This window comes from Streptomyces sp. CB01881 (assembly GCF_002953255.1).
In the GTDB taxonomy this organism is placed as follows: domain Bacteria; phylum Actinomycetota; class Actinomycetes; order Streptomycetales; family Streptomycetaceae; genus Kitasatospora.
This window is the reverse complement of the sequence record NZ_CP026498.1, coordinates 5,811,825-5,838,119: the sequence shown is the minus strand read 5'-3', so window position 1 is coordinate 5,838,119 and position 26,295 is coordinate 5,811,825. Positions and strand designations below refer to the sequence as shown.

At 73.7% G+C, this 26,295-nt stretch carries 26 protein-coding genes and 2 pseudogenes; 17 read left to right on the top strand and 11 right to left on the bottom strand.

Annotated elements, in window-relative coordinates; translation table 11 throughout:
- Positions 1-70: 70 nt before the first annotated feature.
- The 4 genes from C2142_RS15235 to C2142_RS15220 all read left to right on the top strand — a co-directional run bounded on the left by C2142_RS15235 (position 71) and on the right by C2142_RS15220 (position 3,511).
- Positions 71-1,381 carry an Ig-like domain-containing protein gene (locus tag C2142_RS15235; RefSeq protein ID WP_241002594.1) on the top strand — a complete coding sequence of 437 codons (1,311 nt, stop codon included), beginning with the start codon at positions 71-73 and terminating at the stop codon, positions 1,379-1,381.
- 158 nt (positions 1,382-1,539) lie between these two features.
- The gene (locus tag C2142_RS15230; RefSeq protein ID WP_148643146.1) at positions 1,540-2,094 is read left to right on the top strand and encodes a SigE family RNA polymerase sigma factor; all 555 of its coding nucleotides are present in this window, start codon (positions 1,540-1,542) and stop codon (positions 2,092-2,094) included.
- An 11-nt stretch (positions 2,095-2,105) separates the two neighbouring features.
- Positions 2,106-2,894: a hypothetical protein gene (locus C2142_RS15225; RefSeq protein ID WP_148643145.1), complete on the top strand. Its 789-nt coding sequence runs from the start codon at positions 2,106-2,108 to the stop codon at positions 2,892-2,894.
- A 122-nt stretch (positions 2,895-3,016) separates the two neighbouring features.
- Positions 3,017-3,511, top strand: coding sequence for a DUF1203 domain-containing protein (locus C2142_RS15220; RefSeq protein WP_148643144.1), 495 nt, complete (start codon positions 3,017-3,019; stop codon positions 3,509-3,511).
- 34 nt (positions 3,512-3,545) lie between these two features.
- Here the strand turns inward: C2142_RS15220 and C2142_RS39830 are convergent.
- From C2142_RS39830 to C2142_RS15205, 4 genes and pseudogenes are all read right to left on the bottom strand, one after another.
- Positions 3,546-3,894 (bottom strand): annotated as a pseudogene (locus C2142_RS39830) (cupin domain-containing protein).
- Positions 3,895-4,000: 106 nt separating this feature from the next.
- A complete protein-coding gene (gene msrA, locus C2142_RS15215) occupies positions 4,001-4,669 on the bottom strand; it encodes a peptide-methionine (S)-S-oxide reductase MsrA (protein WP_148643143.1) in 669 nt (222 codons plus the stop codon).
- A gap of 111 nt (positions 4,670-4,780) precedes the next feature.
- Positions 4,781-5,848: a DUF4034 domain-containing protein gene (locus C2142_RS15210; RefSeq protein WP_148643142.1), complete on the bottom strand. Its 1,068-nt coding sequence runs from the start codon at positions 5,846-5,848 to the stop codon at positions 4,781-4,783.
- A 50-nt stretch (positions 5,849-5,898) separates the two neighbouring features.
- Entirely contained in the window at positions 5,899-7,554 is a 1,656-nt protein-coding gene (locus tag C2142_RS15205) for a M48 family metallopeptidase (protein WP_241002593.1), read from the bottom strand.
- Between the two features lie 174 nt (positions 7,555-7,728).
- On the opposite strand from C2142_RS15205, the gene C2142_RS15200 reads away from it, so the two are divergent.
- Complete coding sequence (locus tag C2142_RS15200) at positions 7,729-8,883, top strand: cystathionine gamma-synthase (protein ID WP_148643141.1); 1,155 nt, start codon at positions 7,729-7,731, stop codon at positions 8,881-8,883.
- A gap of 5 nt (positions 8,884-8,888) precedes the next feature.
- On the opposite strand, the gene C2142_RS15195 is transcribed toward C2142_RS15200, so the two are convergent.
- Positions 8,889-9,368: a MarR family transcriptional regulator gene (locus C2142_RS15195; RefSeq protein ID WP_148643140.1), complete on the bottom strand. Its 480-nt coding sequence runs from the start codon at positions 9,366-9,368 to the stop codon at positions 8,889-8,891.
- Positions 9,369-9,490: 122 nt separating this feature from the next.
- Here C2142_RS15195 and ilvA point away from each other — a divergent pair, with 122 nt between their 5' ends.
- The 3 genes from ilvA to C2142_RS15180 all read left to right on the top strand — a co-directional run bounded on the left by ilvA (position 9,491) and on the right by C2142_RS15180 (position 12,940).
- Positions 9,491-10,702 carry a threonine ammonia-lyase gene (gene ilvA / locus C2142_RS15190; RefSeq protein ID WP_148643139.1) on the top strand — a complete coding sequence of 404 codons (1,212 nt, stop codon included), beginning with the start codon at positions 9,491-9,493 and terminating at the stop codon, positions 10,700-10,702.
- 293 nt (positions 10,703-10,995) lie between these two features.
- Complete coding sequence (locus tag C2142_RS15185; protein WP_148643138.1) at positions 10,996-12,081, top strand: ATP-binding cassette domain-containing protein; 1,086 nt, start codon at positions 10,996-10,998, stop codon at positions 12,079-12,081.
- A 1-nt stretch (position 12,082) separates the two neighbouring features.
- Positions 12,083-12,940: an ABC transporter permease gene (locus tag C2142_RS15180; protein WP_148643137.1), complete on the top strand. Its 858-nt coding sequence runs from the start codon at positions 12,083-12,085 to the stop codon at positions 12,938-12,940.
- A gap of 66 nt (positions 12,941-13,006) precedes the next feature.
- Here C2142_RS15180 and greA read toward each other — a convergent pair whose 3' ends face one another.
- Positions 13,007-13,507 (bottom strand): transcription elongation factor GreA, encoded by a 501-nt coding sequence (gene greA / locus C2142_RS15175; protein ID WP_148643136.1) that lies wholly within the window; start codon positions 13,505-13,507, stop codon positions 13,007-13,009.
- 304 nt (positions 13,508-13,811) lie between these two features.
- A complete protein-coding gene (locus C2142_RS15170) occupies positions 13,812-14,228 on the bottom strand; it encodes a DUF4307 domain-containing protein (RefSeq protein ID WP_148643135.1) in 417 nt (138 codons plus the stop codon).
- A gap of 259 nt (positions 14,229-14,487) precedes the next feature.
- Between C2142_RS15170 and mca the strand changes: the two genes are divergently transcribed.
- From mca to C2142_RS15150, 5 genes are all read left to right on the top strand, one after another.
- Entirely contained in the window at positions 14,488-15,393 is a 906-nt protein-coding gene (mca, locus tag C2142_RS15165) for a mycothiol conjugate amidase Mca (RefSeq protein ID WP_148643134.1), read from the top strand.
- Between the two features lie 49 nt (positions 15,394-15,442).
- On the top strand, positions 15,443-15,634 hold the full coding sequence (locus C2142_RS15160; protein WP_148643133.1) for a hypothetical protein: 192 nt from the start codon (positions 15,443-15,445) through the stop codon (positions 15,632-15,634).
- A 42-nt stretch (positions 15,635-15,676) separates the two neighbouring features.
- On the top strand, positions 15,677-17,743 hold the full coding sequence (locus C2142_RS15155; RefSeq protein WP_162002475.1) for a thioredoxin domain-containing protein: 2,067 nt from the start codon (positions 15,677-15,679) through the stop codon (positions 17,741-17,743).
- A 40-nt stretch (positions 17,744-17,783) separates the two neighbouring features.
- Positions 17,784-17,915: a hypothetical protein gene (locus C2142_RS41565; protein WP_277347257.1), complete on the top strand. Its 132-nt coding sequence runs from the start codon at positions 17,784-17,786 to the stop codon at positions 17,913-17,915.
- A gap of 61 nt (positions 17,916-17,976) precedes the next feature.
- On the top strand, positions 17,977-18,753 hold the full coding sequence (locus tag C2142_RS15150) for a sterol desaturase family protein (RefSeq protein ID WP_148643131.1): 777 nt from the start codon (positions 17,977-17,979) through the stop codon (positions 18,751-18,753).
- 36 nt (positions 18,754-18,789) lie between these two features.
- Here C2142_RS15150 and C2142_RS15145 read toward each other — a convergent pair whose 3' ends face one another.
- Positions 18,790-19,722: a hypothetical protein gene (locus tag C2142_RS15145; RefSeq protein ID WP_148643130.1), complete on the bottom strand. Its 933-nt coding sequence runs from the start codon at positions 19,720-19,722 to the stop codon at positions 18,790-18,792.
- Positions 19,723-19,987: 265 nt separating this feature from the next.
- Here C2142_RS15145 and C2142_RS15140 point away from each other — a divergent pair, with 265 nt between their 5' ends.
- Positions 19,988-20,647 carry a papain-like cysteine protease family protein gene (locus C2142_RS15140; protein ID WP_148643129.1) on the top strand — a complete coding sequence of 220 codons (660 nt, stop codon included), beginning with the start codon at positions 19,988-19,990 and terminating at the stop codon, positions 20,645-20,647.
- 9 nt (positions 20,648-20,656) lie between these two features.
- On the top strand, positions 20,657-21,493 hold the full coding sequence (locus C2142_RS15135; protein WP_148643128.1) for a hypothetical protein: 837 nt from the start codon (positions 20,657-20,659) through the stop codon (positions 21,491-21,493).
- A gap of 75 nt (positions 21,494-21,568) precedes the next feature.
- On the opposite strand, the gene C2142_RS15130 is transcribed toward C2142_RS15135, so the two are convergent.
- Both C2142_RS15130 and C2142_RS15125 read right to left on the bottom strand, forming a co-directional pair.
- The gene (locus C2142_RS15130; RefSeq protein WP_148643127.1) at positions 21,569-22,228 is read right to left on the bottom strand and encodes a TetR family transcriptional regulator; all 660 of its coding nucleotides are present in this window, start codon (positions 22,226-22,228) and stop codon (positions 21,569-21,571) included.
- A gap of 8 nt (positions 22,229-22,236) precedes the next feature.
- The gene (locus C2142_RS15125; RefSeq protein ID WP_241002592.1) at positions 22,237-23,862 is read right to left on the bottom strand and encodes an MFS transporter; all 1,626 of its coding nucleotides are present in this window, start codon (positions 23,860-23,862) and stop codon (positions 22,237-22,239) included.
- Between the two features lie 315 nt (positions 23,863-24,177).
- Between C2142_RS15125 and C2142_RS15120 the strand changes: the two genes are divergently transcribed.
- Entirely contained in the window at positions 24,178-24,726 is a 549-nt protein-coding gene (locus C2142_RS15120; RefSeq protein WP_148643126.1) for a hypothetical protein, read from the top strand.
- Here the strand turns inward: C2142_RS15120 and C2142_RS15115 are convergent.
- Positions 24,697-25,380: a hemolysin III family protein gene (locus C2142_RS15115; RefSeq protein WP_148643125.1), complete on the bottom strand. Its 684-nt coding sequence runs from the start codon at positions 25,378-25,380 to the stop codon at positions 24,697-24,699. The two genes, C2142_RS15120 and C2142_RS15115, sit on opposite strands and share 30 nt — an antisense overlap.
- Before the next feature lie 276 nt (positions 25,381-25,656).
- On the opposite strand from C2142_RS15115, the pseudogene C2142_RS39825 reads away from it, so the two are divergent.
- A pseudogene (locus C2142_RS39825) lies at positions 25,657-26,295 on the top strand (phosphoenolpyruvate carboxykinase); the annotation flags it as partial.

Here is a 26,295-nt window from a genome sequence, read left to right as displayed (position 1 = left end):
GGAACCGTGGAAGGGCAGTTTGCGTTTCTGTATCCGTAATGCCCGGGATGATCAGCAGGGAGAACGCGACGTGACGGCACGGGACGGTCAGGGGCGGGCAGGCGGAGGCAGCTGGACGCGGCGCGGCGTGCTGGCCGGCCTGATCGGTGCGCCGGTCCTGCTGCTGGCGGCCTGCAACGACACCAAGGGCGGCGAGGGCGGCAACGCCGGGGGCGGGGCCTCTCCGGGCAACGGCGCGGGAGCGGGCAACGACGCGGGAGCCGGGACCGGCGGGGCGAGCACCGCTGCGAGCAGCTCGCCGAAGACCTCGGTCGCCGTCATCACGGTCACCCCCGCCGACGGCGCCACCGCGGCCAGCTTCAGCGACCCGGTGAGGGTCGCCGTCGCCGGCGGCACCCTCGGTACGGTCAAGGTCACCGACGCCACCGGCAAGGCCCTGGCCGGCGAGCTCTCCGCGGACGGCACCAGCTGGACCTCCGCCGCCGCACCGGCCAGCGGCACCAAGTACACCGTCACCGCCTCGGCCACCGACAAGGACAAGCTGGAGGCGGACGCCAACGCCACCTTCACCACGGCGACGCCCGCCAACACCTTCGTCGGCTACTTCACGCCCGAGGACGGCTCCACCGTCGGCGTCGGCATGCCGGTCTCGATCAACTTCAGCAAGCCGGTCACCGACCGCAAGGCCGTCCAGCAGGCGATCACCGTCATAGCCGAGCCGGGCGTCGAGATCGTCGGGCACTGGTTCTCCAGCACCCGCCTCGACTTCCGGCCGCAGGAATACTGGGCCAAGGGCACCAAGGTCACCGTCAAGCTCCGGCTCAAGGACGTGCAGGGGGCGAAGGGCGTCTACGGGACCCAGTCCAAGGACGTCCGCTTCACCGTCGGCCGCGCGCAGACCAGCGTCGCGGACCTCGCCGCCAAGACGCTCACCGTCACCACCGACGGCCAGGTCAGCGCGGTGTACAAGATCTCCGGTGGCGCCCCCGAGCACCGCACCTGGGGCGGCAGGATGGTCATCTCCGAGCAGTTCCAGCAGACCCGGATGAACTCCCAGACCGTCAACCTCGGCAGTGAGTACGACATCGCCGACGTGCCGCACGCCCAGCGGCTGACCACCTCCGGCACCTTCATCCACGGCAACTACTGGTCCCCGGCGTCGATCTTCGGCGGCCAGAACACCAGCCACGGCTGCGTCGGCCTGAAGGACGCCCAGGGCGGCCAGGACCAGGGCGCGGACGGCTACAAGTTCTACCGGAGCTCGATGATCGGCGACGTGGTCGAGGTAGTGAACTCCGGGGACAAGACCGTCGAGCCGTCCAACGGCCTCAACGGCTGGAACCTCGGCTGGGCCGCGTGGAAGGCGGGCAGCGCGCACTGAGCCCGCCCTCCAGTGGTGAGCCCGCCCTTGGGCGGTGAGCCCGCGCTTCGGTGGTGAGCCCGGTCCCGGGCGACCGGGTCCGCTCCCCGGAAACTCGTCTCGGAAAATTCTCTTCGGACGGACAGAACCCCAGGGCCCGCCCGAGGAGTCGGGAGGGTGTGAAACGCGAGCAGAGACAGCGCCAGGACGCCGAGTTCAGTGCGTTCGTCATCGGTAACAGCGGACAACTCATCAGGCTGGCCGAGCTGTTGACCGGCGACCCGCACCGGGCCCGGGACATCGTGCAGTCCGCGCTGGAACGCGCCTACCTGCACTGGCACCGGATCACCGCCGACGACCCGACCGCGTACGTCCGGCGGATCGTGGTCAACCAGCACCGCGACTGGTGGCGGCGGCTGCGCAACCGGGAACTGCCGACCGACCACACGCCCGAGCGGCCCGGCCGCGAGGACCTCGCCGAACGACAGGCCCAACAGGCCCTGTTGCACCAGGCGTTGGCCACCCTCACCCGGCGGGAGCGGGCGGTCGTGGTGCTGCGCTACTACGGGGACCTCAGCGAGGCCGAGACCGCCGCCGAACTGGGCATCGCCCCCGGCACGGTCAAGAGCACGCTCCACCGGGCGCTGTCGAAGCTGCGCGCACTGCCAGAACTCGCCGACCGCGAGGGCGGTACGGCGGGTCCGAACCCGAGGAACGTCGAGGTGACGGTGTGAGCGGTGACGGCATGAGCGTCGAGAAGCGGCTCGGTGAGCTGATGGAGCAGGAACGCGGGACGGCCGGGCTGGCGCCCGGGCCGATCATCGCCCGGGCCCGCCGCCGCCGGGGCCGGCGGGCGGCGGGAGCGGGGGCGGCGGCCCTGGCCGTGGCGCTGGTCTGCGGCGTCACGGCGGTCACGGTCGGCAGCGCCCGGCAGACCGGCGGGGTGGCGGGGGCCGCCGGCGCGGCGCTGACACCGTCGGCGGGCCCCGTGCCCGGTGCGGCTGCGGCGTCCACGCCGACCGCCGCGCCCACGCCCGGCACCACGGCGCTGCCGCTCTCCCCGGTCCGGCAGGTGGCCGCCGGCGAGAAGGTCGAGTTCGCCGACGGCGCCCGGATCTGGGTGACCGCCAGGGAGAAGTGCGACGAGTACCGCGACGTCTCCGGCACCTGGGGCAACGGAACGGGCTGCCGGGACGTCACCAGCGACAACCTGGAGCACGACAGGCCCAGCATCTACGGCCAGGGCACGTTCGGCCGCGACCGCAGCCTCGTGGCCAGCTTCTACCTGGGCCCGCAGCCGGCCAGGATCGTCGCCTTCGTGGGCGGGAAGCCGACCGTCGCCACCTTGGTGACCACCCCCGGCATGAAGGACTGGACGGCCTTCTACGCGGTGCTTCCGGGCATGCCCTGGCTCCAGGACGGCCGGCCCAGCAGCCCTGCCCTCGCCGCCTACGACGCCGAGGGCAGGCTGTTGGCCGAGCTCCCCGGGCGGGGCGCGGACGGCGCCCAGGAGAAGGCCCCGGCCCGGCTGTAGCGATCCCGGCGGGTGACGGCGTTCCCGAACGCGACGGCCGGGACCCGGGCGCTGCGCCGCTCCCGAACGCGACGGCCGAAACCCGCCGGACCCGGCGCGGTCCGGGCGGCAGGGTGGACCGTATGACGACAACCACCACGCCTGCCCCGGCCGTCCGCCCGATCGACCCGGCCGTCCACCGCACCCTGCTGGTGCGCGACGACGCGGGGCGCCCGCCCGTGCGCTCGACCGACGAGACCGGCGGCGCCCCGCTGCGGTGCTGCCTCACCCGGGCTCTGCCCGGCGACCGGATCGCCCTCGTCGGCTACGCCCCGCTCCGCCGCTGGGCCGCCGAGACCGGGGCCGACCCGGGCCCGTACGACGAGGTCGGCCCGGTCTTCGTGCACGACGGCGCGTGCCCCGGCACGGGGGCGGCCTGGCCGGCCGCGTTCCACGCCGGCGACCGGGTGCTGCGCGCGTACGACCGGCGCGGGCACATCCTGGGCGGCGTGACCGTCACCCCCGAGACCGCCGAGGCGGGCGCCGCCGCGCTGCTCGCCGACCCGGAGGTGGCCGTGGTGCACGTCCGCGCGCTGCACTTCGGCTGCTTCATGCACGAGGTCCGCCGCGGCGCCTGAGGGCCTGCGGCGGGTGCCCCGGCCGCGGGCCGGTTCAGCGCTTGGCGTAGTCGACGAAGCCCTGCCAGTCGAGGGCGACACAGGGCTCGTCGCCCACCACCCAGGCGTCGTGGCCGGGCGGGCAGGCCGAACTCGGCCTCCTCGCCGTCGTCCATCACGATCTTCATCCGCCCGGAGATCACGTACCCCAGGTGGGAGGCCTGGCAGCTGTCGGTTCCGGCGATCGGCTTGATGTGCTGCGACCACCGCCAGCCGGGCTGGAAGACCGCCCGTCCGACGGCGCCGCCCTCCAGGTTGACCAGGCGCAGCTCGCCCGTGCCCGCCTCGAAGGGGCGGACCTCCTCGGCCTGGTCGTCGAAGTTCTTGCGGATGAGGCCGGCCATCGGTCCTCCTCGGAACAGGGCCGGCCCCCGTCACCAGAACTCGGTGACGGGGGCCGGCCGGCTGGTCCTTCCAGTCTGCGCGCGGCCGGGGCCGGCCGCGCGGCGCTCAGCCCTGCGAGGTGCGGGCGACCCCGATCGGGCAACTGGCCCCCGTGCCGCCGAGGCCGCAGTAGCCGTTCGGGTTCTTGGCGTCGGACAGGTACTGCTGGTGGTACGGCTCGGCCGGGTAGAAGGGACCGGCCGGGGCGATCTCGGTGGTGACCTGGCCCAGGCCGAGCGCGGTCAGGGCGGGCTGGAAGGCGTCCCGGGTGGCGACGGCGGCCGCCGCCTGGGCCGGCGAGTGGGTGTAGACGGCGGAGCGGTACTGGGTGCCGACGTCGTTGCCCTGCCGGTTGCCCTGGGTCGGGTCGTGCGCCTCCCAGAAGGTCTTCAGCAGCCGCTCGTACGGGATCACGTCCGGGTCGTAGACGACCCGGACCGCCTCGGTGTGCCCGGTCCGCCCGCTGCACACCTCCTCGTACGTCGGGTTGGGGGTGTGCCCGCCCTGGTAGCCGACCAGCGTCGTCCAGACGCCGGGCAGGCGCCAGAACGTCCGCTCGGCGCCCCAGAAGCAGCCCAGCCCGAAGTCGGCCACCTCCAGCCCCTCCGGGTAGGGCCCGGTGAGCGGGTGGCCGAGCACGGTGTGCGGCTCGCGCAGGGTGAAGGCCGGCGTCTCACGGCCGGGCAGCGCCTGGTCGGCGGGGACGGGCGAGGTCTTGTGGCGGTTGAACAGCACGGCCAGCTCCAGCGGGTCGGGAAGGGTGGCGCAGGGTGCAACGCCGACGGCCGCCCCCGGATTCCGGGAGCGGCCGTCGGCGGGTGCCCGGCGGTGCCGGGTGCCCGGGCGTCAGGCCTTGGTGGCCATGGCGGCCGCCACCCGGGCCTGGGCGAAGCCCTCGACCGGGTCGCGGAAGTACGACGTCCACGGGGAGACGACGTCCCGGCCGAGCGCCCGGAAGTGCGGCAGGGCCTCGGCGGCGCGGCCGGAGTCGACCAGCACCATGGCGGCCCAGCTGCGGGCCACCGGGAGCCGGTGGTGGTCGGCCGGGGCGGCGGCGATGTCGGCCAGCAGCTGCTCCAGCGCCTGCTGGACCGGTGCCGCGCGGTAGGCGGAGTCCTTGCGGCCCTCGCGGCTGAACTGCTCGACGAAGGCCTCCAGCTTGAACACGCTCAGCATGCTGACGGGCGGTGCGGTGGCGAGCGAGGCGTCGACGAAGGCGTGCATCTGCTCGTGGCTGCCGTGCCACTTCTCGCACCAGTACTGCAGGGCGCGGGCGTGCCCGGCCCAGTGGTGCGGCGCCCGGGAGGCCAGCTCGGCCCAGAGCGCCCGGTAGCGCTCGTTGTCCCAGCCCAGGCCCATGGCGACGGCGAGCCGCACCACGTACGGGTTGGGGTCGCCGGCCGGGGCGAGTTCGGCGGCCCGCTCCGAGGCGCGCTCGGCGTCGTCGAGCACCCGGTGGAACGCGGCGAACTGCTCGGCGGAGACGTCCTTGGCGAAGGCGGAGCTCCGGATCTCCCAGGCCACCCCGGTCAGGGCGTGCGCGTGCAGCAGGGCGGCGTCCGGATTCTCCGGCTGCTCCTTGCGCCAGGCCTGCAGCCAGGCGTCGTCCTTGACGGCGAGGTCGTGGAACGGGCCGAGCCGGCTCCAGCGGAGGTCCCAGTCGGTGCCGCCCTCGGCGAGGTGGGCGGCGGCGGGCCGCCAGTCGCCGGCGGCGGCCGCGGCCACCGCCGCCGCGGCCCGGGGGTCCGGCTCGGGGCTGTCGACGACCAGCCCGGTGCGCGGCACCAGGCCGTGCTTGGCGGCGAGGGCGGAGTCGTCGTCGGCGAGCAGGACGCGCCGGACCCTGCCGATGAACGGGGCGGCGAGCTTGCCGAGCACGGCCAGCACGACGACGGACACGATGAGGTAGATCACGGGTTCTCCGGGTGGTGCGGGAGGCCGGCCCGGGTGCCGGACCGGCCGGGTCAGACGGTCGGCGCGGCGGCCGCCGGCAGGCCGGCGCCCGCGAGCAGCGCGCGCAGCGGCTCGGTGTCCGGCTCGTCCGCGCAGGCGGCGTCGAGGGCCGGGGCGAGCCGGTCGGTCAGGCCGCCGGGAAGTGCCAGGGTGGCCGGGCCGGACCAGGAGAGCTCCCAGTGGGCCAGGCCGGCCCCGGCCAGCGAGACCGCGATGAGACGGGACAGCGCGGCGCGGAAGAACGGGCGGGCCAGCTCGCGGGCGGCGCGCCCGGTGGCGGCCGCCGCCTGCTCGCTCCTGGGCAGCCGGTCGACGAGGGCCCCGGTCCGCCCGGCGTCGATCGCGTCCAGCGCGCCGTCGACGGTGGGCGGCAGGCCCAGCGCGGTGAGGGCGCGGCAGAGCGGGCCGGCCTCCGTACGGGCGTCGGCCAGCATCGCCTCGTGCACCAGCTCGGGCCACTCGACCCGCTTCTTGCCGGCGGCCTCGGGGACCAGGGAGACGACCTCCAGCTCGGCGAGGACGCGCTCGGCCTCGCGCAGCAGGCCGAAGGCCGGACCGGCGGCGCCGACGCCGCGGCCGTCGTCGGGCAGGGCCTCGATCGCGGCGACCCGGCGGTCGATCGGCGGGTGCGAGTCGTACGGGTCGGGCCGGTGTTCGGGCAGTTCGAGCGCGTACTCGGCCAGCTCCTGACGGCGCTTCGGGTCGGCCAGCAGGTGGGCGAGGCCGCCGTACACCTGGCCGGAGGGCGGGAGCAGGCCGGTGCTCCAGCCGATGGTGGCGTAGGAGCCGAGGTAGAAGTCCTGGGCGCTGTCGAGCACCGGCAGCTTGCGCAGCGCCGCGGCGGTGGCGTCGCGGCCGGCGATCCGGGCGGCGGTGAGGTCGGCGGCGTACTCCTGGCGGCGGCCGACCGCCTCGGAGATCCGGAAGAACAGCTTGGCGTACAGGGTGAACACCTTGGCCAGCGCCCGGTCGACGCCGCCGGTGGCCTGCTCGCCGGACGGCTTGCGGCCCTTGGCGAGGCGCTTCCCGGCCTTGGCCTGGAGCTTGGCGCTCTCCTTGGCCTGGTGCGCGTCGGCGCGCTCGTGCAGCCCGCCGATGGTGTGCAGCACGGCGGCGCGCCCGGCCACGGTGACGCCCGCGAGGCGGACGTCCCGGTTGCTGTAGTGGCCGAACTCGTGCGCCAGCACGGCCTCCAGCTCGCCCTCGGTGAGCCCCATCAGCAGCGGGACGCCGATCAGCAGGTGGCGCTTGCCGGGGAGCAGGCCGAGCAGCCGGGTCTCCTCCATGACGCTCGCGTTCACCTGGTGGACCAGCCGGATCTCGGCCGGACCGCGGACGCCGGTCTGCTCGGCGATCCGGTCCACCAGGGCCCAGAGCGCCGGCTGCTGCTCGCGGGTGGCCGGCACGCCGGGCAGCTCGTCGTCGTCCTTGCGGCGGCGGGTCAGGAAGACCACCCGGACCACCGGGTAGCCGACGACGGCGCTGAGCGCCCAGACCTTGACCAGGGCCGGGCGCAGCTGCCCCGAGGCCTGGTACAGGCCGATGTCGACGGCCACCAGCGCGGCGAGGATGCCGAGGGCGAACAGGTAGAAGCCGGCGAGCAGGGCCACGGCCGTCATGGCCCTGACGGATGTGCTCATGCCGGTCGAGGGCTGGGACGCGCCCATGCGGTGATCCTCCCCAGGGGTGCCGCGAGGGGCTGCGGCGCAGGTGAACAGGTGTGCGGCAGGTGCAGATCGTAGCGGTCGGACACAATCGGTCGCACCGCGGTTTACCAGGGCCTTCGTACGGTGTGCGGGTTCGGACGGGCATGACGGTGTGCGGCCACTACGCTCGGACCCATGACCGAGCACCAGCTTCCCCAGGGCTTCGAGACCCTCGCCATCCACGCGGGTCAGGAAGCAGACCCCCAGACCGGGGCCGTCGTCACGCCGATCTACCAGGTGTCCACCTACAAGCAGGACGGGGTGGGCGGCCTGCGGGGCGGCTACGAGTACAGCCGTAGCGCCAACCCGACCCGTACCGCGCTGGAGGAGTGCCTCGCGGCGCTGGAGGGCGGCGCGCGCGGGCTCGCCTTCGCCTCCGGCCTGGCCGCGGAGGACACCCTGCTGCGCACCATCCTCAAGCCGGGCGACCACATCGTGATCCCCAACGACGCCTACGGCGGCACCTTCCGGCTCTTCGCCAAGGTGCTGACCCGCTGGGGCGTCGAGTTCTCCGTCGCCAACACCCAGGACCTCTCGACCGTCCGCGAGGCGCTGCGCCCGAACACCCGCGCGGTGTGGGTGGAGACGCCGTCCAACCCGCTGCTGGGTATCACCGACCTGGCCGCGCTCGCCGAGATCGCGCACGGCGCCGGCGCGCTGCTCGTGGTCGACAACACCTTCGCCAGCCCGTACCTCCAGCAGCCGATCTCGCTCGGCGCGGACGCGGTCGTGCACTCCACCACCAAGTACATGGGCGGTCACTCGGACGTCGTCGGCGGCGCCCTGGTGCTGGCCGAGGCCGGCCTCGGCGAGGAGGTGGCGTACCACCAGAACGCGATGGGCGCCGTCTCCGGCCCGTTCGACGCCTGGCTGGTGCTGCGCGGCATCAAGACGCTCGGCGTCCGGATGGACCGGCACAGCTCCAACGCGGAGCGGGTCGCCGAGCTGCTGGCGGGCCACCCCAAGGTGAGCCAGGTGCTCTACCCGGGTCTGCCCGGGCACCCCGGCCACGAGATCGCCGCCAAGCAGATGAAGGCGTTCGGCGGGATGGTCTCGTTCCGCGTCAACGGCGGCGAGGAGGCGGCGGTCGAGGTCTGCAACCGGGCGCAGCTGTTCACCCTCGGCGAGTCGCTGGGCGGCGTCGAGTCGCTGATCGAGCACCCGGGCCGGATGACCCACGCCTCGGTGGCCGGGTCGGCCCTGGAGGTGCCCGCCGACCTGGTGCGCGTCTCGGTCGGCATCGAGTCGATCGACGACCTGCTCGCGGACCTCACGCAGGCGCTCGGCTAGCCGGGTCAGTCGCCCTGCCGGCCCGCGGTGTACGACTCCATGGAGTGGTTGAAGCGGGCCAGCAGGGCGCAGAACGCGCGCTGCTCCTCGGGTGGCCAGTCGGCCGTCAGCCGGCGCGCCAACTCGGCCCGTCCGTCCCGCACTTCGGCCAGCCGGTGGATGCCGAGCGGGGTCAGCGCGAGCCGGACGGCGCGGCGGTCGGCCGGGTCCTGGACCCGGCCGACCAGCCCGGCGGCGACCAGGGGGGCGACCTGCCGGGTGACGGTGGAGGAGTCGACGCCGAGCGCGTCGGCCAGGGCCTTGACGTTGACGGGCCCGTGCCGTTCCAGCCGGTCGAGCAGCAGGTAGGCGGCCCGGTCCAGCACGCCCACCGCGTCGGAGCTGCGGACCTGTTCCATGCGCCGGGCGAACACCGCCAGCTGGTACTGGAGTTGGGTGTGGACGGGGTCGGTGCGGTCGGCGGCCTGGGGCGAGGTCGTCGTCATCGCGGCTCACGATCGTCGTGCGGTGAGGGAGGCTCAGGACCAGCAGCGTACGCGCGCCGGGCGGGCCCGGGAACAGGCCCGACGTCCCCGATTGGTGGTGGCACCGGTCGTAGGCTGGCCTTATGCACAGTTGGCCGATCACCATCGACGATGTCCGCGGTGCCCAGAAGATGCTCGCCGGGATCGCCCGGGTGACGCCGATGGAGGGTAGCCGGCACCTCTCCGCGATGATCGGCGCGCCGGTCCACCTGAAGTGCGAGAACCTCCAGCGCACCGGCTCGTTCAAGTTGCGCGGGGCGTACGTGCGGATCGCGGGACTCTCGCCGGTGCAGCGGGCCGGCGGGGTGGTCGCGGCGAGCGCCGGGAACCACGCCCAGGGGGTGGCGCTGGCGGCCTCGCTGCTCGGGGTCCGTTCGACGGTCTTCATGCCGCTGGCCGCGCCGCTGCCCAAGGTGGCGGCGACCCGCGAGTACGGCGCCGAGGTCCGGTTGCACGGTGCCACCGTGGACGAGGCCCTGCAGGCCGCGCAGCGGTACTCGGAGGCGACCGGCGCGGTGTTCATCCACCCCTTCGACCACTGGGACGTGGTGACCGGCCAGGCCACCGTCGGCCTGGAGATCCTGGAGCAGTGCCCGGAGGTCCGCACCATCCTGGTCGGGGTGGGCGGCGGCGGGCTGCTGGCCGGGATCGCGGCGGCGGTGAAGCCGCTGCGCCCGGACGTGCGGGTGGTCGGGGTGCAGGCGGCGGGCGCGGCCGCGTACCCGCCCTCGCTGGCGGCCGGGCGCCCGGTGACGCTGGAGCACTTCGCCACCATGGCCGACGGGATCATGGTCGGCCGGCCCGGGGACATCCCGTTCGAGGTGATCAACACGCTGGCCGACGGCGTCCGCACCGTCTCCGAGGACTCGCTCTCGCGCGCCCTGCTGCTGGGCCTGGAGCGGCTGAAGCTGGTGGTCGAGCCGGCCGGGGTCAGCCCGGTGGCGGCGCTGCTCGAACAGCCGGACTCCTTCGAGGGCCCCGTGGTGGCGGTGCTCTCCGGCGGCAACATCGACCCCCAGCTGATGCAGCGGGTGCTGCGGCACGGCCTGGCGGCGGCCGGGCGCTACCTGTCGCTGCGGGTGCGGCTGGCGGACCGGCCGGGGGCGCTGGCGGACCTGCTCGGGGTGCTGACCCGGGTGGACGCCAACGTGCTGGACGTGGCGCACGTGCGGATCGATCCGCAGCTGGGGCTGACCGAGGTCGAGGTGGACCTCCACCTGGAGACCAAGGGGCCGGAGCACTGCGCGGCGGTGTTCGGCGAGCTGAAGGAGGCGGGGTACGTCGTCTCCCGGTAGGCCTGCGGTCCTTCGCGGGAAACCGGCGGGCGCCTTCGCGGGAACGGGTGGGGTCCTTCGCGGGAACGGGTGGGCCCGCGCCGCGCGGAGGGCGCCCGCGCGGGCCGGTGACCGCGGTGGCCCCCGTCGCACGGGCGGAGGCCTGCCCCCTGGCGCGATGTGCCGCAGGCCACCGAAGTCGCGAGACCTCGCGTTCCGTCGCCGCGCGGCCGGGAACCGAGTCGCCCGCGTGCCTGAACCCGGGGCAGAGTAGGACAGGTCACTCATATCGTCCGATGAGATGAGGCCGGCCCATGGCGCCAGCCATCCAAGCCGAGAACCTGGTGAAGACCTTCGGCGACGTACGAGCCCTGGACGGCGTCAGCCTCGACGTCCCCGAGGGCACGGTGCTCGGGCTGCTCGGCCCGAACGGCGCCGGCAAGACCACCACCGTGCGCGTCCTCACCACCCTGCTCCGCCCCGACTCCGGCCGCGCGGTGGTCGCCGGCGTCGACGTGCTCAAGCACCCCAACAAGGTCCGCAGCCTGATCGGGCTCTCCGGCCAGTACGCCGCGGTCGACGAGTACCTCACCGGCTTCGAGAACCTGCAGATGGTCGGCGAGCTCTACCAGATGAGCGCCCGCGAGGCGAAGGCGCGGGCACGGGAGCTGCTGGAGTGGTTCAACCTCGCCGAGGCCAGGGACCGCATCGCCAAGACCTACTCCGGCGGTATGCGCCGCCGGCTCGACCTCGCCGCCGCACTGGTCGTCCGCCCACCGGTGATGTTCCTGGACGAGCCGACCACCGGACTCGACCCGCGCAACCGGCTCGCGCTCTGGGAGGTCATCGAGACCCTGGTCGAGCAGGGCACCACGCTGCTGCTCACCACCCAGTACCTGGAGGAGGCCGACCGCCTCGCCCACGACATCGCGGTGGTCGACCACGGCCGGGTGATCGCCCGCGGCACCGCCGACCAGCTCAAGGCGCAGATCGGCGGCGAGCGGATCGAGGTCGTGGTGCACCGCGCCGACCAGGCCGCCGAGGCGGTCGCCGCGCTCTCCGAGTACGCCCTGGGCGAGGCGTCCGTCGAGAAGAACACCCGCAGGATCACCGTGCCGGTCAGCGGCGGTGCCCGGGTGCTCGCGGACGCCATCCGCGAGCTGGACGCCCGCTCGATCGAGATCGACGACATCGGCCTGCGCCGGCCGACCCTGGACGACGTCTTCCTCTCGCTCACCGGCCACGTCACCGAGGCCGGGACGGAGGAGAACGACGGCGCCGGCAAGGGCGGCCGGGGCCGGGGCGGGCACGGGAAGGGGCGGGCCGGCGAGGACGGCAAGGACGGCGGGAGCGGCCGGGGCCCCGACAAGCAGGCCGTCACGGCCGGCAAGGAGCTGTGACATGACGACCGCCACCGAGCACGCCATCGGCGGGGCGGTACCGAAGCAGCGCCGGGGCGCGGCCGCCACCCTGCACGACTCCTGGGTGGTCGCCAGGCGCAACCTGCGCCGGATGACCCGGATACCCGAGATCGTGGTGTTCGGGCTCATGCAGCCGGTCATGTTCGTGCTGCTGTTCTCGTACGTCATGGGCGGGGCGATCCGGATCCCCGGCGCGGAGTCCAGCTCGGACACGTACATCCAGTTCCTGATGGCCGGCATCTTCGCCCAGACCGTCACCTTCGCCACCGCCGGCGCCTCCGCCGGCATCGCGGAGGACATGACCAAGGGCCTGGTGGACAGGTTCCGGTCGCTGCCGATGACCCGCTCGGCGGTCCTGGTCGGCCGCACCCTGGCGGACCTCTGCCAGACCGCGTTCACCCTGGTGGTGCTGGCGCTGGTGGCGCTGGCGGTCGGCTGGCGGATCCACAACGGGGTGCCGCAGGCGCTCGGCGCGTTCGCGCTGCTGCTCCTGCTCGGCTACGCCTTCTCCTGGATCGGCGCGCTGATCGGCCTCTCGGTGCGCAGCCCCGAGGCGGCCACCTCGGCCGGCCTGATCTGGCTCTTCCCGCTGACGTTCATCTCCAACGCGTTCGTGCCGATCAGCTCGATGCCGGGCTGGCTCCAGCCGATCGCCTACTGGAACCCGTTCAGCGCCACCGTGCAGGCCTGCCGCAACCTGTTCGGCAACCAGGTCGGCCCGGTGGACAGCGCCTGGCCGATGCAGCACGCCGTGCTGGTCTCGGTGCTCTGGTCGGTGCTGATCACCGTCGTCTTCTCCTGGCTGTCGGTGCGCAAGTACCGCTCCGCCGCGGGCTGACGCCGGACGCGGACACGCCGGGGCGGCCGTGGAGGGGATCCACGGCCGCCCCGGCGCGTCGGTCGGTCAGCCGTTGTGCGGCTTGACCTCGGTGATCGTGACCGAGGCCTGCTTGCCGTTCGGCAGCTCGTACACGGCCTCGTCGCCGACCTTCTTGGCGTCGATCGCGCGGCCGAGCGGCGACTGCGGGGAGTAGACGTCCAGGTCGTCGCTGCCGGCCATCTCGCGCGAGCCCAGCAGGAAGGTCATGGTGTCGTCCTCGTCGCCGTCGAAGGCGACCGTGACGACCATGCCCGGGGCCACCACGCCCGAGTCCGCGGGGGCCTCGCCGACCTTGGCGCGCTCCAGGAGCTGGGTGAGCTGGCGGATCCGCAGCTCGTACTTGCCCTGCTCCTCCTTGGCCGCGTGGTAACCGGCGTTCTCCTTGAGGTCACCCTCTTCGCGCGCCGCCTCGATCTTCTGGGCGATCTCGATGCGCCAGGGGCCGGTCAGGTGGTCCAGCTCGGCCTTGAGCTGGTCGTAGCCGGACTGAGTGAGCCAGGTCACGTGGTCGCTGGTCTGGGTCACAGGTGCTCCTCGTAGGTGCTGGGGCTGTGCTGAGGGTGTGAGTCGTCAGCAGGGTGGTGGTGGAGATGTCGCTCGTGGAGATATCGGTCGTAACTACAAAGCAACGCCCGCTCCCGTACCTCTTGGTGCGGAAGGGGCGAAACCACGAGCCTAACAACTCCCGCCGACAAGCGGGAGAGTCGTTGGCGCGCCATTGACGACAGCATTGCGCCGAGGTGTACAGGACCGGTGTGCCAAAGGCTCCTCTACGGATTCCCGCTCCGCGGATCGAATATGCGCCCGGGCGAGCCACGATCGCCGGCGGCTACTTCGCCGGCGTGCATCCCAGCAGCTCGGCGGTGGTGCCGCGGGCGGTGGTCTTCAGGCTCACCGTGGCGTCGTAGCCGGAGCCGTCCTTCGGGACGGGAAAGTCGGCCACCCCGACCACCGCGCCGTCCTGGCCCTGCGAGCGGACGGTACAGCTGCCCGCCGTGCCGTCGCTCTTGCGCACCGCCAGGTGCAGCTTCATCTCGCCGTCCGAGACCGCCTCGAAGGACGGGACGGTGCCGTTGATCGTGGTCTCGCGGATCAGGTAGGAGCCGCCCAGCCAGGCCAGCAGGCCCAGCGCCAGCACGCCGCACACCGCGCCCACCGCCTTGAGGCGGCGGTCGGCCTCGCGGTCGCCGCGCCGGCCGTAGCGCCCCTCGGGCGGCTGCTGGCTGGTGGTGGTGCCGGCACTCATCGGGCTTGCTCCTCTCCTCGGAGGCCCGCCGGGGTGGTGCGGGGAATGCGACGGTCCTCCAGTCCGTCACTATAGGAGGGGCACGCCCGCGGCCGGTCCGGCGGGGGGCGGGGCTCGGCCGTGCCGGCGGCGTGGCGTCGTCACGCCGCGGCGCACTCGGCGGCCGGTCCCGCGGTCACGCGGTCCCTGACCGAGAGGCTCAGACGGTGGGCAGACCGGACTTCGCGGGAGCCCAGACATTGTGGAAGGAACACACGCGTTGACTGAGCAGTTGCGACTGATGGCGGTGCACGCCCACCCGGACGACGAGTCCAGCAAGGGCGCGGCCACCATGGCCATGTACGTCGACCAGGGGGTGGACGTGCTCGTGGCCACCTGCACCGGGGGGGAACGCGGGTCGGTCCTCAACCCGAAGCTCCAGGGGAAGCCGGAGATCGAGGAGAACATCCACGAGGTCCGGCGCAAGGAGATGGACGAGGCCCGCGCGATCCTCGGGGTCAAGCAGGCCTGGCTGGGCTTCGTCGACTCCGGCCTGCCGGAGGGAGACCCGCTGCCCCCGCTGCCCGAGGGCTGCTTCGCCCTGCAGGACGTCAAGGAGGCGGCCGAGCCGCTCGTCCGGCTGATCCGCGAGTTCAAGCCGCAGGTCATCACGACCTACGACGAGAACGGCGGGTACCCGCACCCGGACCACATCATGACCCACAAGATCACCATGGTGGCCTTCGAGGCCGCCGGCGACCCGGACGCCTACCCGGACGCCGGCGAGCCCTGGCAGCCGCTGAAGGTCTACTACAACCACGGCTTCCCGATGGGCCGGATCCGTGCGCTGCACGCGTACCTCACCGAGCACGGCCACGAGTCGCCGTACGGAGAGTGGATCGAGGGGTGGGAGAAGAGCGGCCGCAAGGAGCGCGAGATCACCACCCGGGTCCGCTGCGACGACTGGTTCGAGACCAGGGACCGTGCGCTGATCGCGCACGCCACCCAGATCGACCCGGACGGCCCGTGGTTCCGCGTGCCGCTCGACGTCCAGCGCCAGGTCTGGCCGACCGAGGACTACGAGCTCGCCCGCACCCTGATCGACGCCGACCTGCCGGAGGACGACCTGTTCGCCGGCCTGCGCACCCCCACCCTGGCGGCCGAGGCCGCCGACACGCGCGACTGACCCACCCCCCGACGGCCCGGCTCCCCGTGAGCCGGGCCACCATAGAGATATGAGCGCCCCCGTGAACCTCACCCACCTCGCCGCCGAGCTCGCCCTCGACGAGACCAAGGTGACCCCCGGCCTGCTGGGCTTCGTGGTCTTCGCCGCCCTCGGCGTGGCCACCTGGTTCCTGGCCAAGTCGATGAACAAGCAGTTCAAGCGCGTCGACTTCGTGGAGGAGCCGGAGGCGCCGAAGGAGTGAGACCGGGCCCCCGCCCGCGCGCCGATGCGCAAGGATGGGGGCATGCCGAACCGTCTCGCGGACGCGACCTCGCCCTACCTGCTCCAGCACGCGGACAACCCCGTGGACTGGTGGCCCTGGGGCCCCGAGGCGTTCGAGGAGGCGCGCCGGCGGGGGGTGCCGGTGCTGCTGTCCGTCGGCTACGCGGCCTGCCACTGGTGCCACGTGATGGCGCACGAGTCCTTCGAGGACGCCGGTGTCGCCGAGTACCTCAACGGCCGGTTCGTCGCGGTGAAGGTCGACCGCGAGGAGCGCCCGGACGTCGACGCCGTCTACATGGAGGCGGTGCAGGCGGCGACCGGGCAGGGCGGCTGGCCGATGACGGTCTTCCTCACGCCCGACAAGGACCCGTTCTACTTCGGGACGTACTTCCCGCCGGAGCCCCGGCACGGGATGCCGTCCTTCCGGCAGGTGCTCGAAGGCGTCGACGCCGCCTGGCGCGACCGCCGGGACGAGGTCGGCGAGGTCGCCGGCCGGATCCGGGCCGACCTGGCCGAGCGGGCCTCGGTGTACTCGGCGGGCGCCCACCACCCGCCGGGCGAGGCGGACCTGCACCAGGCGCTGGTCGCGCTCAGCCGGGACTTCGACGCCCGGCGCGGCGGATTCGGCGGCGCGCCCAAGTTCCCGCCGTCCATGGTGATCGAGTTCCTGCTCCGCCACCACGCCCGCACCGGCTCCGAGGCGGCCCTGGAGATGGCCGTCCGCACCGGCGAGGCGATGGCCCGCGGCGGCATCCACGACCAGCTCGGTGGCGGCTTCGCCCGGTACGCGGTGGACGCCGGGTGGGTGGTGCCGCACTTCGAGAAGATGCTCTACGACAACGCGCTGCTGCTCCGCGCCTACCTGCACCTGTGGCGGGCCACCGGCTCGCCGCTCGCCCGGCGGGTGGCGCTCTCCACCGCGGACTTCCTGCTGCGCGAACTGCGCACCCCGGAAGGCGCGTTCGCCTCGGCGCTGGACGCGGACAGCCTGGACGGGGCGACCGGCGCATCCGTCGAGGGGGCGTACTACGCCTGGACGCCCGGGCAGCTGGCCGAGGTACTGGGCGAGGCCGACGGCGCGCTCGCGGCGGCGCTGTACGAGGTGACCGACGCGGGGACGTTCGAGCACGGCGCCTCGGTGCTGCAGCTGCTCTCCGACCCGCAGGACGCCGAGGCCGCCGAACGCGTCCGGGCCGGGCTGTTCGAGGCGCGGTCGGGGCGGCCGGCGCCCGCCCGCGACGACAAGGTGGTCGCCGCCTGGAACGGCCTCGCCATCGCCGCGCTCGCCGAGACCGGCGCCCTGCTGGACCGCCCCGACCTGGTCGAGGCCGCCGAGAGCGCCGCGGACCTGCTGCTCGCCGTCCACCTGCTGCCCGACGGCCGGCTGCTGCGCACCTCCCGGGACGGCCGGGGCAACGACCGCAGCGCGGGCGTGCTGGAGGACTACGCCGACACCGCCGAGGGCTTCCTCGCGCTGTACGCCGTCACCGGCGAGGCGGAGTGGCTGGAGCTGGCGGGCGGGCTGCTGGACACGGTGCTCAAGCACTTCGCCGACGAGGCGTCCGGCGCGCTGTACGACACCGCCGACGACGCCGAGGAACTGATCCGGCGGCCCCAGGACCCGACCGACAACGCGACCCCGTCCGGCTGGACGGCCGCCGCCGGAGCCCTGCTCACCTACGCCGCCTACACCGGTTCGGCGCGCCACCGCACCGCCGCCGAGCGGGCGCTCGGCATCGTCGGGGCGCTGGCCACCCGGGCGCCGAGGTTCATCGGCTGGGGCCTGGCCGTCGCCGAGGCGCTGGCGGACGGCCCGCGCGAGGTCGCCGTGGTCGGCCCGGCCGGGGTGGCGGCGACGGCCGCGCTGCACCGGGCGGCGCTGCTGGGGACGGCGCCGGGCGCGGTGGTCGCCCTCGGTGAGCCCGGGCCCGCGGCGGAGGTGCCGTTGCTGGCCGACCGGCCGCTGGTGGCGGGGGCGCCGGCCGCGTACGTCTGCCGGCACTTCGCGTGCGACGCGCCGACCACCGATCCGGCGGTGCTCGCCGAGCGGCTCGGGGCCCGGCCGGAGGCAGCCGGCTCGGCCGGGTAATCCGATGGTGGCCGGTGCGACGGGCGGGCGAGAATCGGCCATGACCTGGACCCTGACCGCCTCCCTCGGCGAATTCCGCACCCGGGCAGGTGAGTTCCTCCGCGCGCGCCCGGCCGAGAACACCGGGTACCGGCCGGTGGAGGACCGCCTGGTGCTGGACTTCACGGGCTGAGGGCGTCTGCGGGCGGGCCGGGCGGGCCGGGCGGGGTAGACGGGGGTGCGGGGGTGGCGCGATGACGGACGGATTGCTCACGTGGGCCGCCCGGCTCGGGCCGGGTGAGGTGGTGGCCGGTGCGCTCGCCGTCAACCTGGGGCTGCTGGTGCTCGCACTGGCCGCGGGCGGGCTGCTGGTCCGGCGCTACGGCGAACGCCGGGTGACCCCGCCGCCCCCGCCGCCCGACCGGCGCGAGCTGCTGCTGTCGGCCACCGCCGTGCTGCTCAACTCCGCCGTGGGCGTGGCCGGCTGGGCGCTCTGGAAGGCCGGCTGGATCCGCCTCACGGCGGACACCGGGCTCCGTGCGGTCGCCGAACTCCTGGTGTTCACCCTGGTGATGGACGGGCTGATGTACGGCGGCCACTGGGCCGCCCACCGCCGCCGGCTCTACCGGCTGGCCCACGAGATGCACCACCGCTACCCCGACCCGCGGCCGGCCACCCTCTTCGTGCTCCACCCGCTGGAGGTGGCGGGCTTCGGCGGCGCCTGGCTCGCGGTGCTCGGCCTCCACGAGATCTCCGCCGCGGCCCTGGCCGGGTACGTCGGTGTCAACCTGGTCTTCGGCCTGCTCGGCCATCTGGGCGTCGAGCCGTTCCCCGCCCGCGTCCGGCGGTGGGCGGTGTTCCGGTGGATCGCGCTGCCGATGTTCCACGCCGGCCACCACGCCGACCCGGCGGTCAACCTGGGCTTCTACACCACGGTCTGGGACCGGCTCTTCGGCACCGTCGACCCGGCGTACGACACCCTCCGCGCAGCCGAGCGCCCGGTGCTGGCCGGCGGGCGGCCGGTGGCGTGAACCCCGGCGGCCGTCCTGGTCCTGGTCCCGGTCCTCCTACTCCCAGTCCCACCGGATGCCCAGCAGGCACGGCTGGAGCGCCGAGCCCACGAGGTGGACGCAGTGGTGGCCGTCCAGCGTCAGCTCCTCCGTCCCGTACGGCTTCCCGCCGGGGGAGTGGAGGGCGAAGCGGTGGCAGCGGACGGGGAGGGCGGCGGGGTGGAAGGTGACCTGGAGGACGTACTGGCCGGCGCCGGAGTTGAAGCCGCGGACGTACTCGCTGCTGGGCGTGGGTGACGGGGCGTCGTCGAAGCCGTAGCCGAGCAGGTGGGTGTCGCCGGCCCGGAGGCGGCGGTCGAGGAGGAGCTCGGCGGCGAGCAGGTCGTGGGTGGGGTCGCGGCGGATGCGGCCGGGGCGGCAGTTCTCCTCGGCGCGGACGCCGACGCGGGTGATGTCGCAGCCGGGATCGCCCTGGTAGATGGCCAGGTAGCGGTCGATGCCGTCGCGGTGGGCGCGCAGGGCGTGCTGGGAGTCGCGGCGGACGAGGTGGCGGTCGGGGCCGACGCGGATCCGTTCGATGTGGGTGATGGTGTGCAGGCCGGTGTCGCGCGGGCTCGCGATGGTGGCGAGGAGGTCGTCGACGGCGGTGGCCGGGGTGATGAGGTCGCGGTAGGGGAGGACGGGCGGGCCGGCCGGGTCGGCGGGGGTGGCGCGGCGGGGACCGAGGAGCCGGGTGAGGGAGTGCGCGGGGAGGTCCAGGACGTCCTCCAGCACCCGGACCGCGCGCAGGGATTCGGCCCGTTCGGGCCGGCGGCGGCCCTGCTGCCAGTAGCTGAGGCTGGTGATGCCGACCTGGACGCCGCGTTGGGCGAGGTGTTCGCGGACGCGGTGCAGGGCGAGGCCGCGGGCGGCGATGGCGGTGCGCAGGGCGAGGTGGAACGGGCCGGTGCGCAGGGCGGTGGCGAGGTCGGCCTGTTCGCCGCGGTGCATGGCGGCCTCTTCGGGGGTCGGGCCGGCGGGTTCCGGTTGGTCGTGAATATTCACATGTGGAAGGCGGTTTGTCACCGGCGGAGGCGCTGCCGCGCGGCGGTTCCGGGGGCGGCGTTCACACCTGGGCGGGGTCGTTCACATCTGCGGGCGGGGGCCGCGAGGGCCGTTGACCAGGCTTTGTCAACGGCGGGATGCTCGGTGACGCGATCCGGACCGCACCCCCACACCTCTCCACTCCTGTGCCTGTGCAAGGAGGAACGCCCCCATGTCAGTTCCACGGATACGCCTGCGCCGCGCGGTCTCGGTGCTCGCGCTCGGCGTGCTCGGCCCGGTGTTCACCGTCGCCGCGACCGCCCCGGCCTCCGCCGCCCCCAACGGCGCGCCGGCCCCCACCGCACACGTCCGCCCGGCGGGCGCCCCGGGCAGTACGGCCGACCTGGCCGGCACGTACAAGAAGCTCAACATCACCATGCAGCAGCAACAGCAGACCAACTGGTGCTGGGCGGCGAGCGGCAACACCATCGCCACCTGGTTCGGCTACGACTACAGCCAGAACCAGTTCTGCAACGCCGCGTTCGGCCGCTCGGCCAACTCCACCTGCCCCAACAGCCAGGCCACGCTGGGCGATGTGCAGAACGGCCTGAGCTGGATCGGCATCAACCCGGGCTCGTACGTCACCGGATACCTGCGCTACAGCACCGTGCAGACCGAGGTGAACGCCGACCGCCCGATCGAGACCCGGATCCAGTGGAGTTCCGGCGGCGGCCACATGCACGTGGTGTACGGGTACGACACCACCGGCAACCAGGTCTACTGGGGCGACCCGTGGCCGTCCAACTACCGCTACAACTGGGCGGACTACAACTACTACGTGTCCAACGGCACGTTCTCCTGGACCCACTCCCTGTACCGGATCGGCGCGTGAGGGGCGACCATGACCAGCATCCGTAACGCGGCCGCGGCCGTCCTGATCGCCACCGGCCTCGGCCTGGCCGTCACCCCGGCGGCCCACGCCGAGAGCGGGGCCGGCGCCCCCGCGCCGGTCACCGCCGACGAGCTGGCGCAGGCCCGGGGCGCCGCCCAGAGCCCCGCCGTCCTGGACCGGTTGGGCCACTTCTTCGCCCGCAGGGGCGTGCCGCCGACCAAGCAGCTCACCATCGGCGCCGCCGAGGAGGCGCAGGCGGCGGGCGCGGCCGCGCCGAGGCTGTCCGGCGATACCGTGCCGGTCTACACCCTGGACGCGGCCTTCGTGGCCGGGACCCCGGGGGCGGCGGTGGCGAAGGCCGAGTTCACCGCGAGCAGGGCCGTCTCGGCGGACGGCCAGGTGGCCTCGGTCTGGACGGTGAAGCAGGGGGACTCCTGGCGGGTCGTCAACATCGCCTCCGGCGGTGACGAGAACGACTACGCGGCGCGGGCGGCCGGCAGCGGCGGCGGGACGGCGTTCCGCGAGCCGCAGCTCAACGCCTGGTACGTGCTGCGGGACGGCCGGGTGCTGCCGCTGGACGACGAGGCGAGGCGCTCGGTGGGCGCGGCCGGGGTGAGCCTGGCGGCGTACCAGGAGCTGGTCCGGCAGCGGTACGGGGACAAGCTGCCCGGCTCGGCGTACGACCGGGCCGGGAAGGGCGGCGGCTACCAGCCGGACGCCACCGCGCGGGAGGCGGCGCAGGGCGGCGGTGCCGCGGTGCCCGCCGTCACGGCGGCCGCGGCCCTGGGCGTCACCGCGCTCGCGGGCGTCGCGCTGCGGCGGCGGGCGGGTGCCCGGCGCGGGTAGCGCCACCGGGTGAGGGGCGGCGGGGTCCGGCGCGGCGGCCGGGCCCCGCCGCCGCGTGCGCACCCGCGGGCCCGGCTAGAGTCCGGTGAACCCGCGTTCCAGGACGGCGAAGGCCTGGTCGACCAGGTCGACGATGTCCTGGGTGCCGTCGCCCTGGGCCCACTGGAGCGCGGTCTCGGTGGTGGCCGCGCCGATGGCGGCCGCGGTGATCCGCATCTCGAAGGTCGGCTCGTCGACTCCCGCCCGCTGGGCCAGCACGGCGAGGTAGAGCCGCTGCGGGTCGTTGGCGGTCTCGTGCATCCGGGCCCGCAGCGCGGGGACTTCGTTGACCAGCCGCATCCGGGTGATCAGTTCGTCGCGCTCGTGCTGGAGCAGCTCGCGGAGCAGTCCGACCATGACCTCGCGGCAGGAGCGCAGAAACGGTTCGTCAGAGGGGCGGGCGAGCAGTGCGGTGACCATCGCGGGGTCGTACTCGTCGGTGAGGACGAGGTCCTCCTTGGTGGCGAAGTACCGGAAGAACGTGGACTGCGAGACCTCGGCCGCCGCGGCGATCTGCTCCACGGTGGTGCCCTCGTAGCCCTGTTCGGAGATCAGCCGGTACGCCTCGCGGCGGATCGCCTGGCGGGTCTTCAGCTTCTTTCGTTCGCGCAGCGACAGCGGCGCCTCCAGCATGGCCTGGACCGGGTTGGCCGGGGCTGCTGCCGGGGGTGCCGCTGTCGGCCGCGTTGCGCTCATACCTTCGATTATCCGCGATCGGCGGCCGGCACGGTGGCCGTCCCCGAGGACGCCTCCGGCGGGGGTCCGGGCTGCGGCCCCGTCCCGGCGGCGGCCGCCTCCGCCGCCTCGGCCTGCTCCTGCGCGGGGCGCGGCTCGACGGCGGGCATCCGCAGCGCGACCAGGACCGCCGACAGCACCGCGATCACCCCGGCGACCAGCAGCACGACCGTCATGCCGTGGACGTACGCGGCGTGCGCGGACGCGGCCAGCGCCCTGTCCCCGGTGGCGGCGGCCACGGCGTCGGCGGCGACCACCGACTGCCCGGCCTTGTGCGCGGCGTCGGCGGAGAGCGCGGTGGTGTCCAGCGCCCCCCGGTACGAGCCGGCCAGCAGGCTGCCGAAGACGGCCACCCCGATCGCCCCGCCGACCTGGCGCAGCGTCTGGATCAGCCCGGCGCCGACCCCGGCCCGGGCGGGCGGCAGGGTGAGCAGGGCGGAGGCCTGGGCGGTGATCAGCGACAGGCCCATGCCCAGGCCGAGCAGGGTGAGCCAGGCCGCGGCCAGGCCGTAGCCGTCGGAGGCCTCGGTGCGGCTGCCGAGCAGCAGGGCGGCGGCCAGCACGGCCAGTCCGATGGTGATCACCGCGCGGGCGCCGATCCGGGTGACCAGCCGGTCGCTGAGCTTGGCGGCCACCATCAGCCCGAGCATCATCGGCATCAGCCGCAGGCCGGTGCCGAAGGCGTCGGCGCCGAGCACGCTCTGGAAGTAGAGCGGCAGGACGAAGAAGGCGCCGAACAGGACCAGCGAGACCAGCGTCGCGGCCACCGCCGACCAGCCGAAGGTCGGGTCGGCGAGCAGGGCGAGGTCGAGCATCGGGTCGCGCCGGCGGCGGCTGCGCAGCACCAGGGCGGTGAGGGCGACCAGCGAGCCGACGATCATGCCGAGCACCAGCGGGTCGGCCCAGCCGCGGTCGGGGCCCTCGATGATGCCGAAGGTGAGGGCGGCCAGGCCGCCCGCGCCGAGCACGGTGGCCGGCAGGTCGATCGGGGGAGCGGCGGGGTTGCGGGTCTCCGGGAGCAGCAGCACGCAGGCGACGATGCCGATGGCGGTCAACGGGATGTTGATCACGAAGACCGCGCCCCACCAGAAGTGCTGGAGCAGGAAGCCGCCGATCAGCGGGCCGAGCGGGGCCCCGGCCGCCAGTGCGGCGGCCAGCAGGGCGGTGGCGCGGCGCTGCTCCCCGGAGGGGAAGAGTCCGGGGATGACCGCCATGGACATCGGCATGACCAGCGCGCCGGCCAGGCCCATCGCGGCGCGGGCGGCGATCAGGGTGCCGGGGCTGTCGGCGAGCATCCCGACCGCGGAGGCGAGGCCGAACAGGGCGAGGCCCACGGTGAGGGTGCGGCGGCGGCCGAAGCGGTCGCCGATCAGCCCGGCCGGGAGCATCGCGGCGGCGAAGACCACGGTGTACGAGTCGACGATCCACTGCTGCTGCCCGGTGGTGGCCTGCAGCTGGGAGGCCAGGGTGGGCAGGGCCACGTTGAGGATCGTCATGTCGAAACTGATCACCAGGACGCTCAGCGCGACGGCGACCAGCGCCAGCCAGCGTCGTGGGTGCGGCCCGGGCGGGGCCGGGGCGGGAGCGGTGGACACGGGCAACCTCCGGAAGCCGGTCGGAAGGACGGGGAAGTTCCTGTCAAATGACAGTAACCATCAAAAGATGGCGACCGTCAATACGCCGGGTCGTACCCATGCCATCACGCTCGGTGATGTGTCCTGGAAGTGCGCGTTCCGCACATGGAATTGACGCAACGTTGATCTGTCGTTCGCCGCTTCGGGGCGGCTGTGGGTGACTGTCGGTAGATACGATGTGGCAATCGGTCAGTGCTGGCCGACGCGTGCCGAGAGCGGAGAAGGGGTGGGGCGGCAGGAGCCGACCACTGGCCCGGCGCAGGAAGGGGAGACCGAATGGCCGACAGGGAGTCGAACGCCCAGATCTGGGGCGCGGCCGTGGTGGTGGCATCGGCGCTGGCCGTGGTCGCCGCTTATCTGATCAACGGCGCCGCGCTGGTGCTGGCGGTCGCCGGGGTCGAGGTGCTGCTGCTGATGGTGTACGTCGGCCGCCGCTGGCGGCAGCTGCACCAGCCGGCCACCCCGCGCGGCCACCAGTCGGCCGGCGCCACCCCCGATGCGGCGCACTGCGAGCGCTGCCGCCGGGCCCACGAGGCGCTGGACGTCCGCCGGTCCCGCTCCCGCCCGCGCCAGGCCCGCCCGGCGGTGCCGCAGGAGCGCGCCCCGCACGAGCGTGCGCCGTACGGGCGCCAGGTCCGTGACCGTTCGGCGGGCGCCCGCCCCGCGCACCGCGACCACCCCGACCACGACCGCCCCGACCACGGCCGCCCGCCGCGTCCCGCCCCGGAGTGGACAGCGGAACGGGCGGCCACCCGGTCACCGGACCGGTCGGCCGCCCGTCATGGAGTGCCCGGCTCAGCCGACCGGGCTGTACGCCACCAGTGAGACCCCGACGTACTGGGTGATGAAGGCCCCGAGGGTGAAGGCGTGGAACACCTCGTGGAAGCCGAACCACTGCGGTGACGGATCGGGCCGCTTGAGCGCGTACACCACCCCGCCGATGCTGTAGAGCACTCCGCCGACGACCATCAGCACCACCACCGTGACGCCGCCGGTGCGCAGGAAGTCCGGCAGGAAGAACACGGCGGCCCAGCCCAGGGCGATGTACACCGGCGTGTACAGCCAGCGCGGCGCGCCGACCCAGAAGACCCGGAACGCGATCCCGGCCAGCGCCCCGCCCCAGGCCACCCAGAGCAGCGCCTGCCGCGCGCCGCCGTCCAGCAGCAGGATGGTGAACGGGGTGTAGGTGCCCGCGATGATCAGGAAGATGTTCGCGTGGTCGAGCCGGCGCAGCACGGCGTCGCCGCGCGGACCCCAGGTGAAGCGGTGGTAGACCGCGCTGACGCCGAACAGCAGCCAGGCGCTGGCCGAGTAGATCGCGCAGGCGACCCTGGCGGATGTGGAGCCGGCCTGGCAGATCAACACGATCCCGGCGGCCACCGTGGCGGGGAACATCGCGGCGTGCAGCCAGCCGCGCCACTTCGGCTTGCTCTCCGTACGCTCCGTGCTCTCCACGAGCTCAGCAGTCATGGGCTGCATGCTACCCGTTACCTACGGGTCCGTAGGTTACTGCCGCGTAGGAAGTGGTCCTCGTCACTACTTGGACGTTTTGGAGTGTTCGAGGGTGGGGTCGAGGTGTCCCTGCCCGGCCGGAAGCGCCGCATTACCAACCAGTAACCAGACTGAATGTAGTAAAAGATGCGTCAATTTCACCGCTGCGCCGTATTCGGGGCCGGAGACCGGAGCTACGCTGCAAGCACCCTCAAACCCCCGCTACGCCGTCTCCCTGCCGAGATGGCGTGAAACGGAGCGATCGTGTCGAACGAGAACCTCGCTCTCAGCGCATCCGCGCCCACCCGCCACGAGCGTCTGCTGGCCTGGGTGAGCGAGATCGCGGAGCTCACCCAGCCGGAGCGCATCGAGTGGTGCGACGGTTCGGACGAGGAGTACCAGCGCCTCGCGGACCTGCTGGTGGCTCAGGGCACCTTCAAGAAGCTCAACGAGGACAAGCGCCCCAACTCCTACTACGCCGCCTCGGATCCCACGGACGTGGCGCGCGTCGAGGACCGCACCTACATCTGCTCCGAGCAGGAGAAGGACGCCGGCCCGACCAACAACTGGAAGGCCCCCGCCGAGATGCGGGCCCTCTTCCAGGGGGAGAACGGTCTGTTCCGCGGCGCGATGAAGGGCCGCACCATGTACGTGGTGCCCTTCTCTATGGGCCCGGTGGGCTCCCCGCTGGCCGCGTACGGCGTCGAGATCACCGACTCCGCCTACGTCGCCGTGTCGATGCGCGTGATGACCCGCATGGGCCAGGCCGTGCTGGACCAGCTCGGTGAGGACGGCGACTTCGTCAAGGCCGTGCACACCGTCGGTGCCCCGCTCGCCGAGGGTCAGGCGGACGTGCCGTGGCCGTGCAACACCACCAAGTACATCTCGCACTTAGACCCGGGA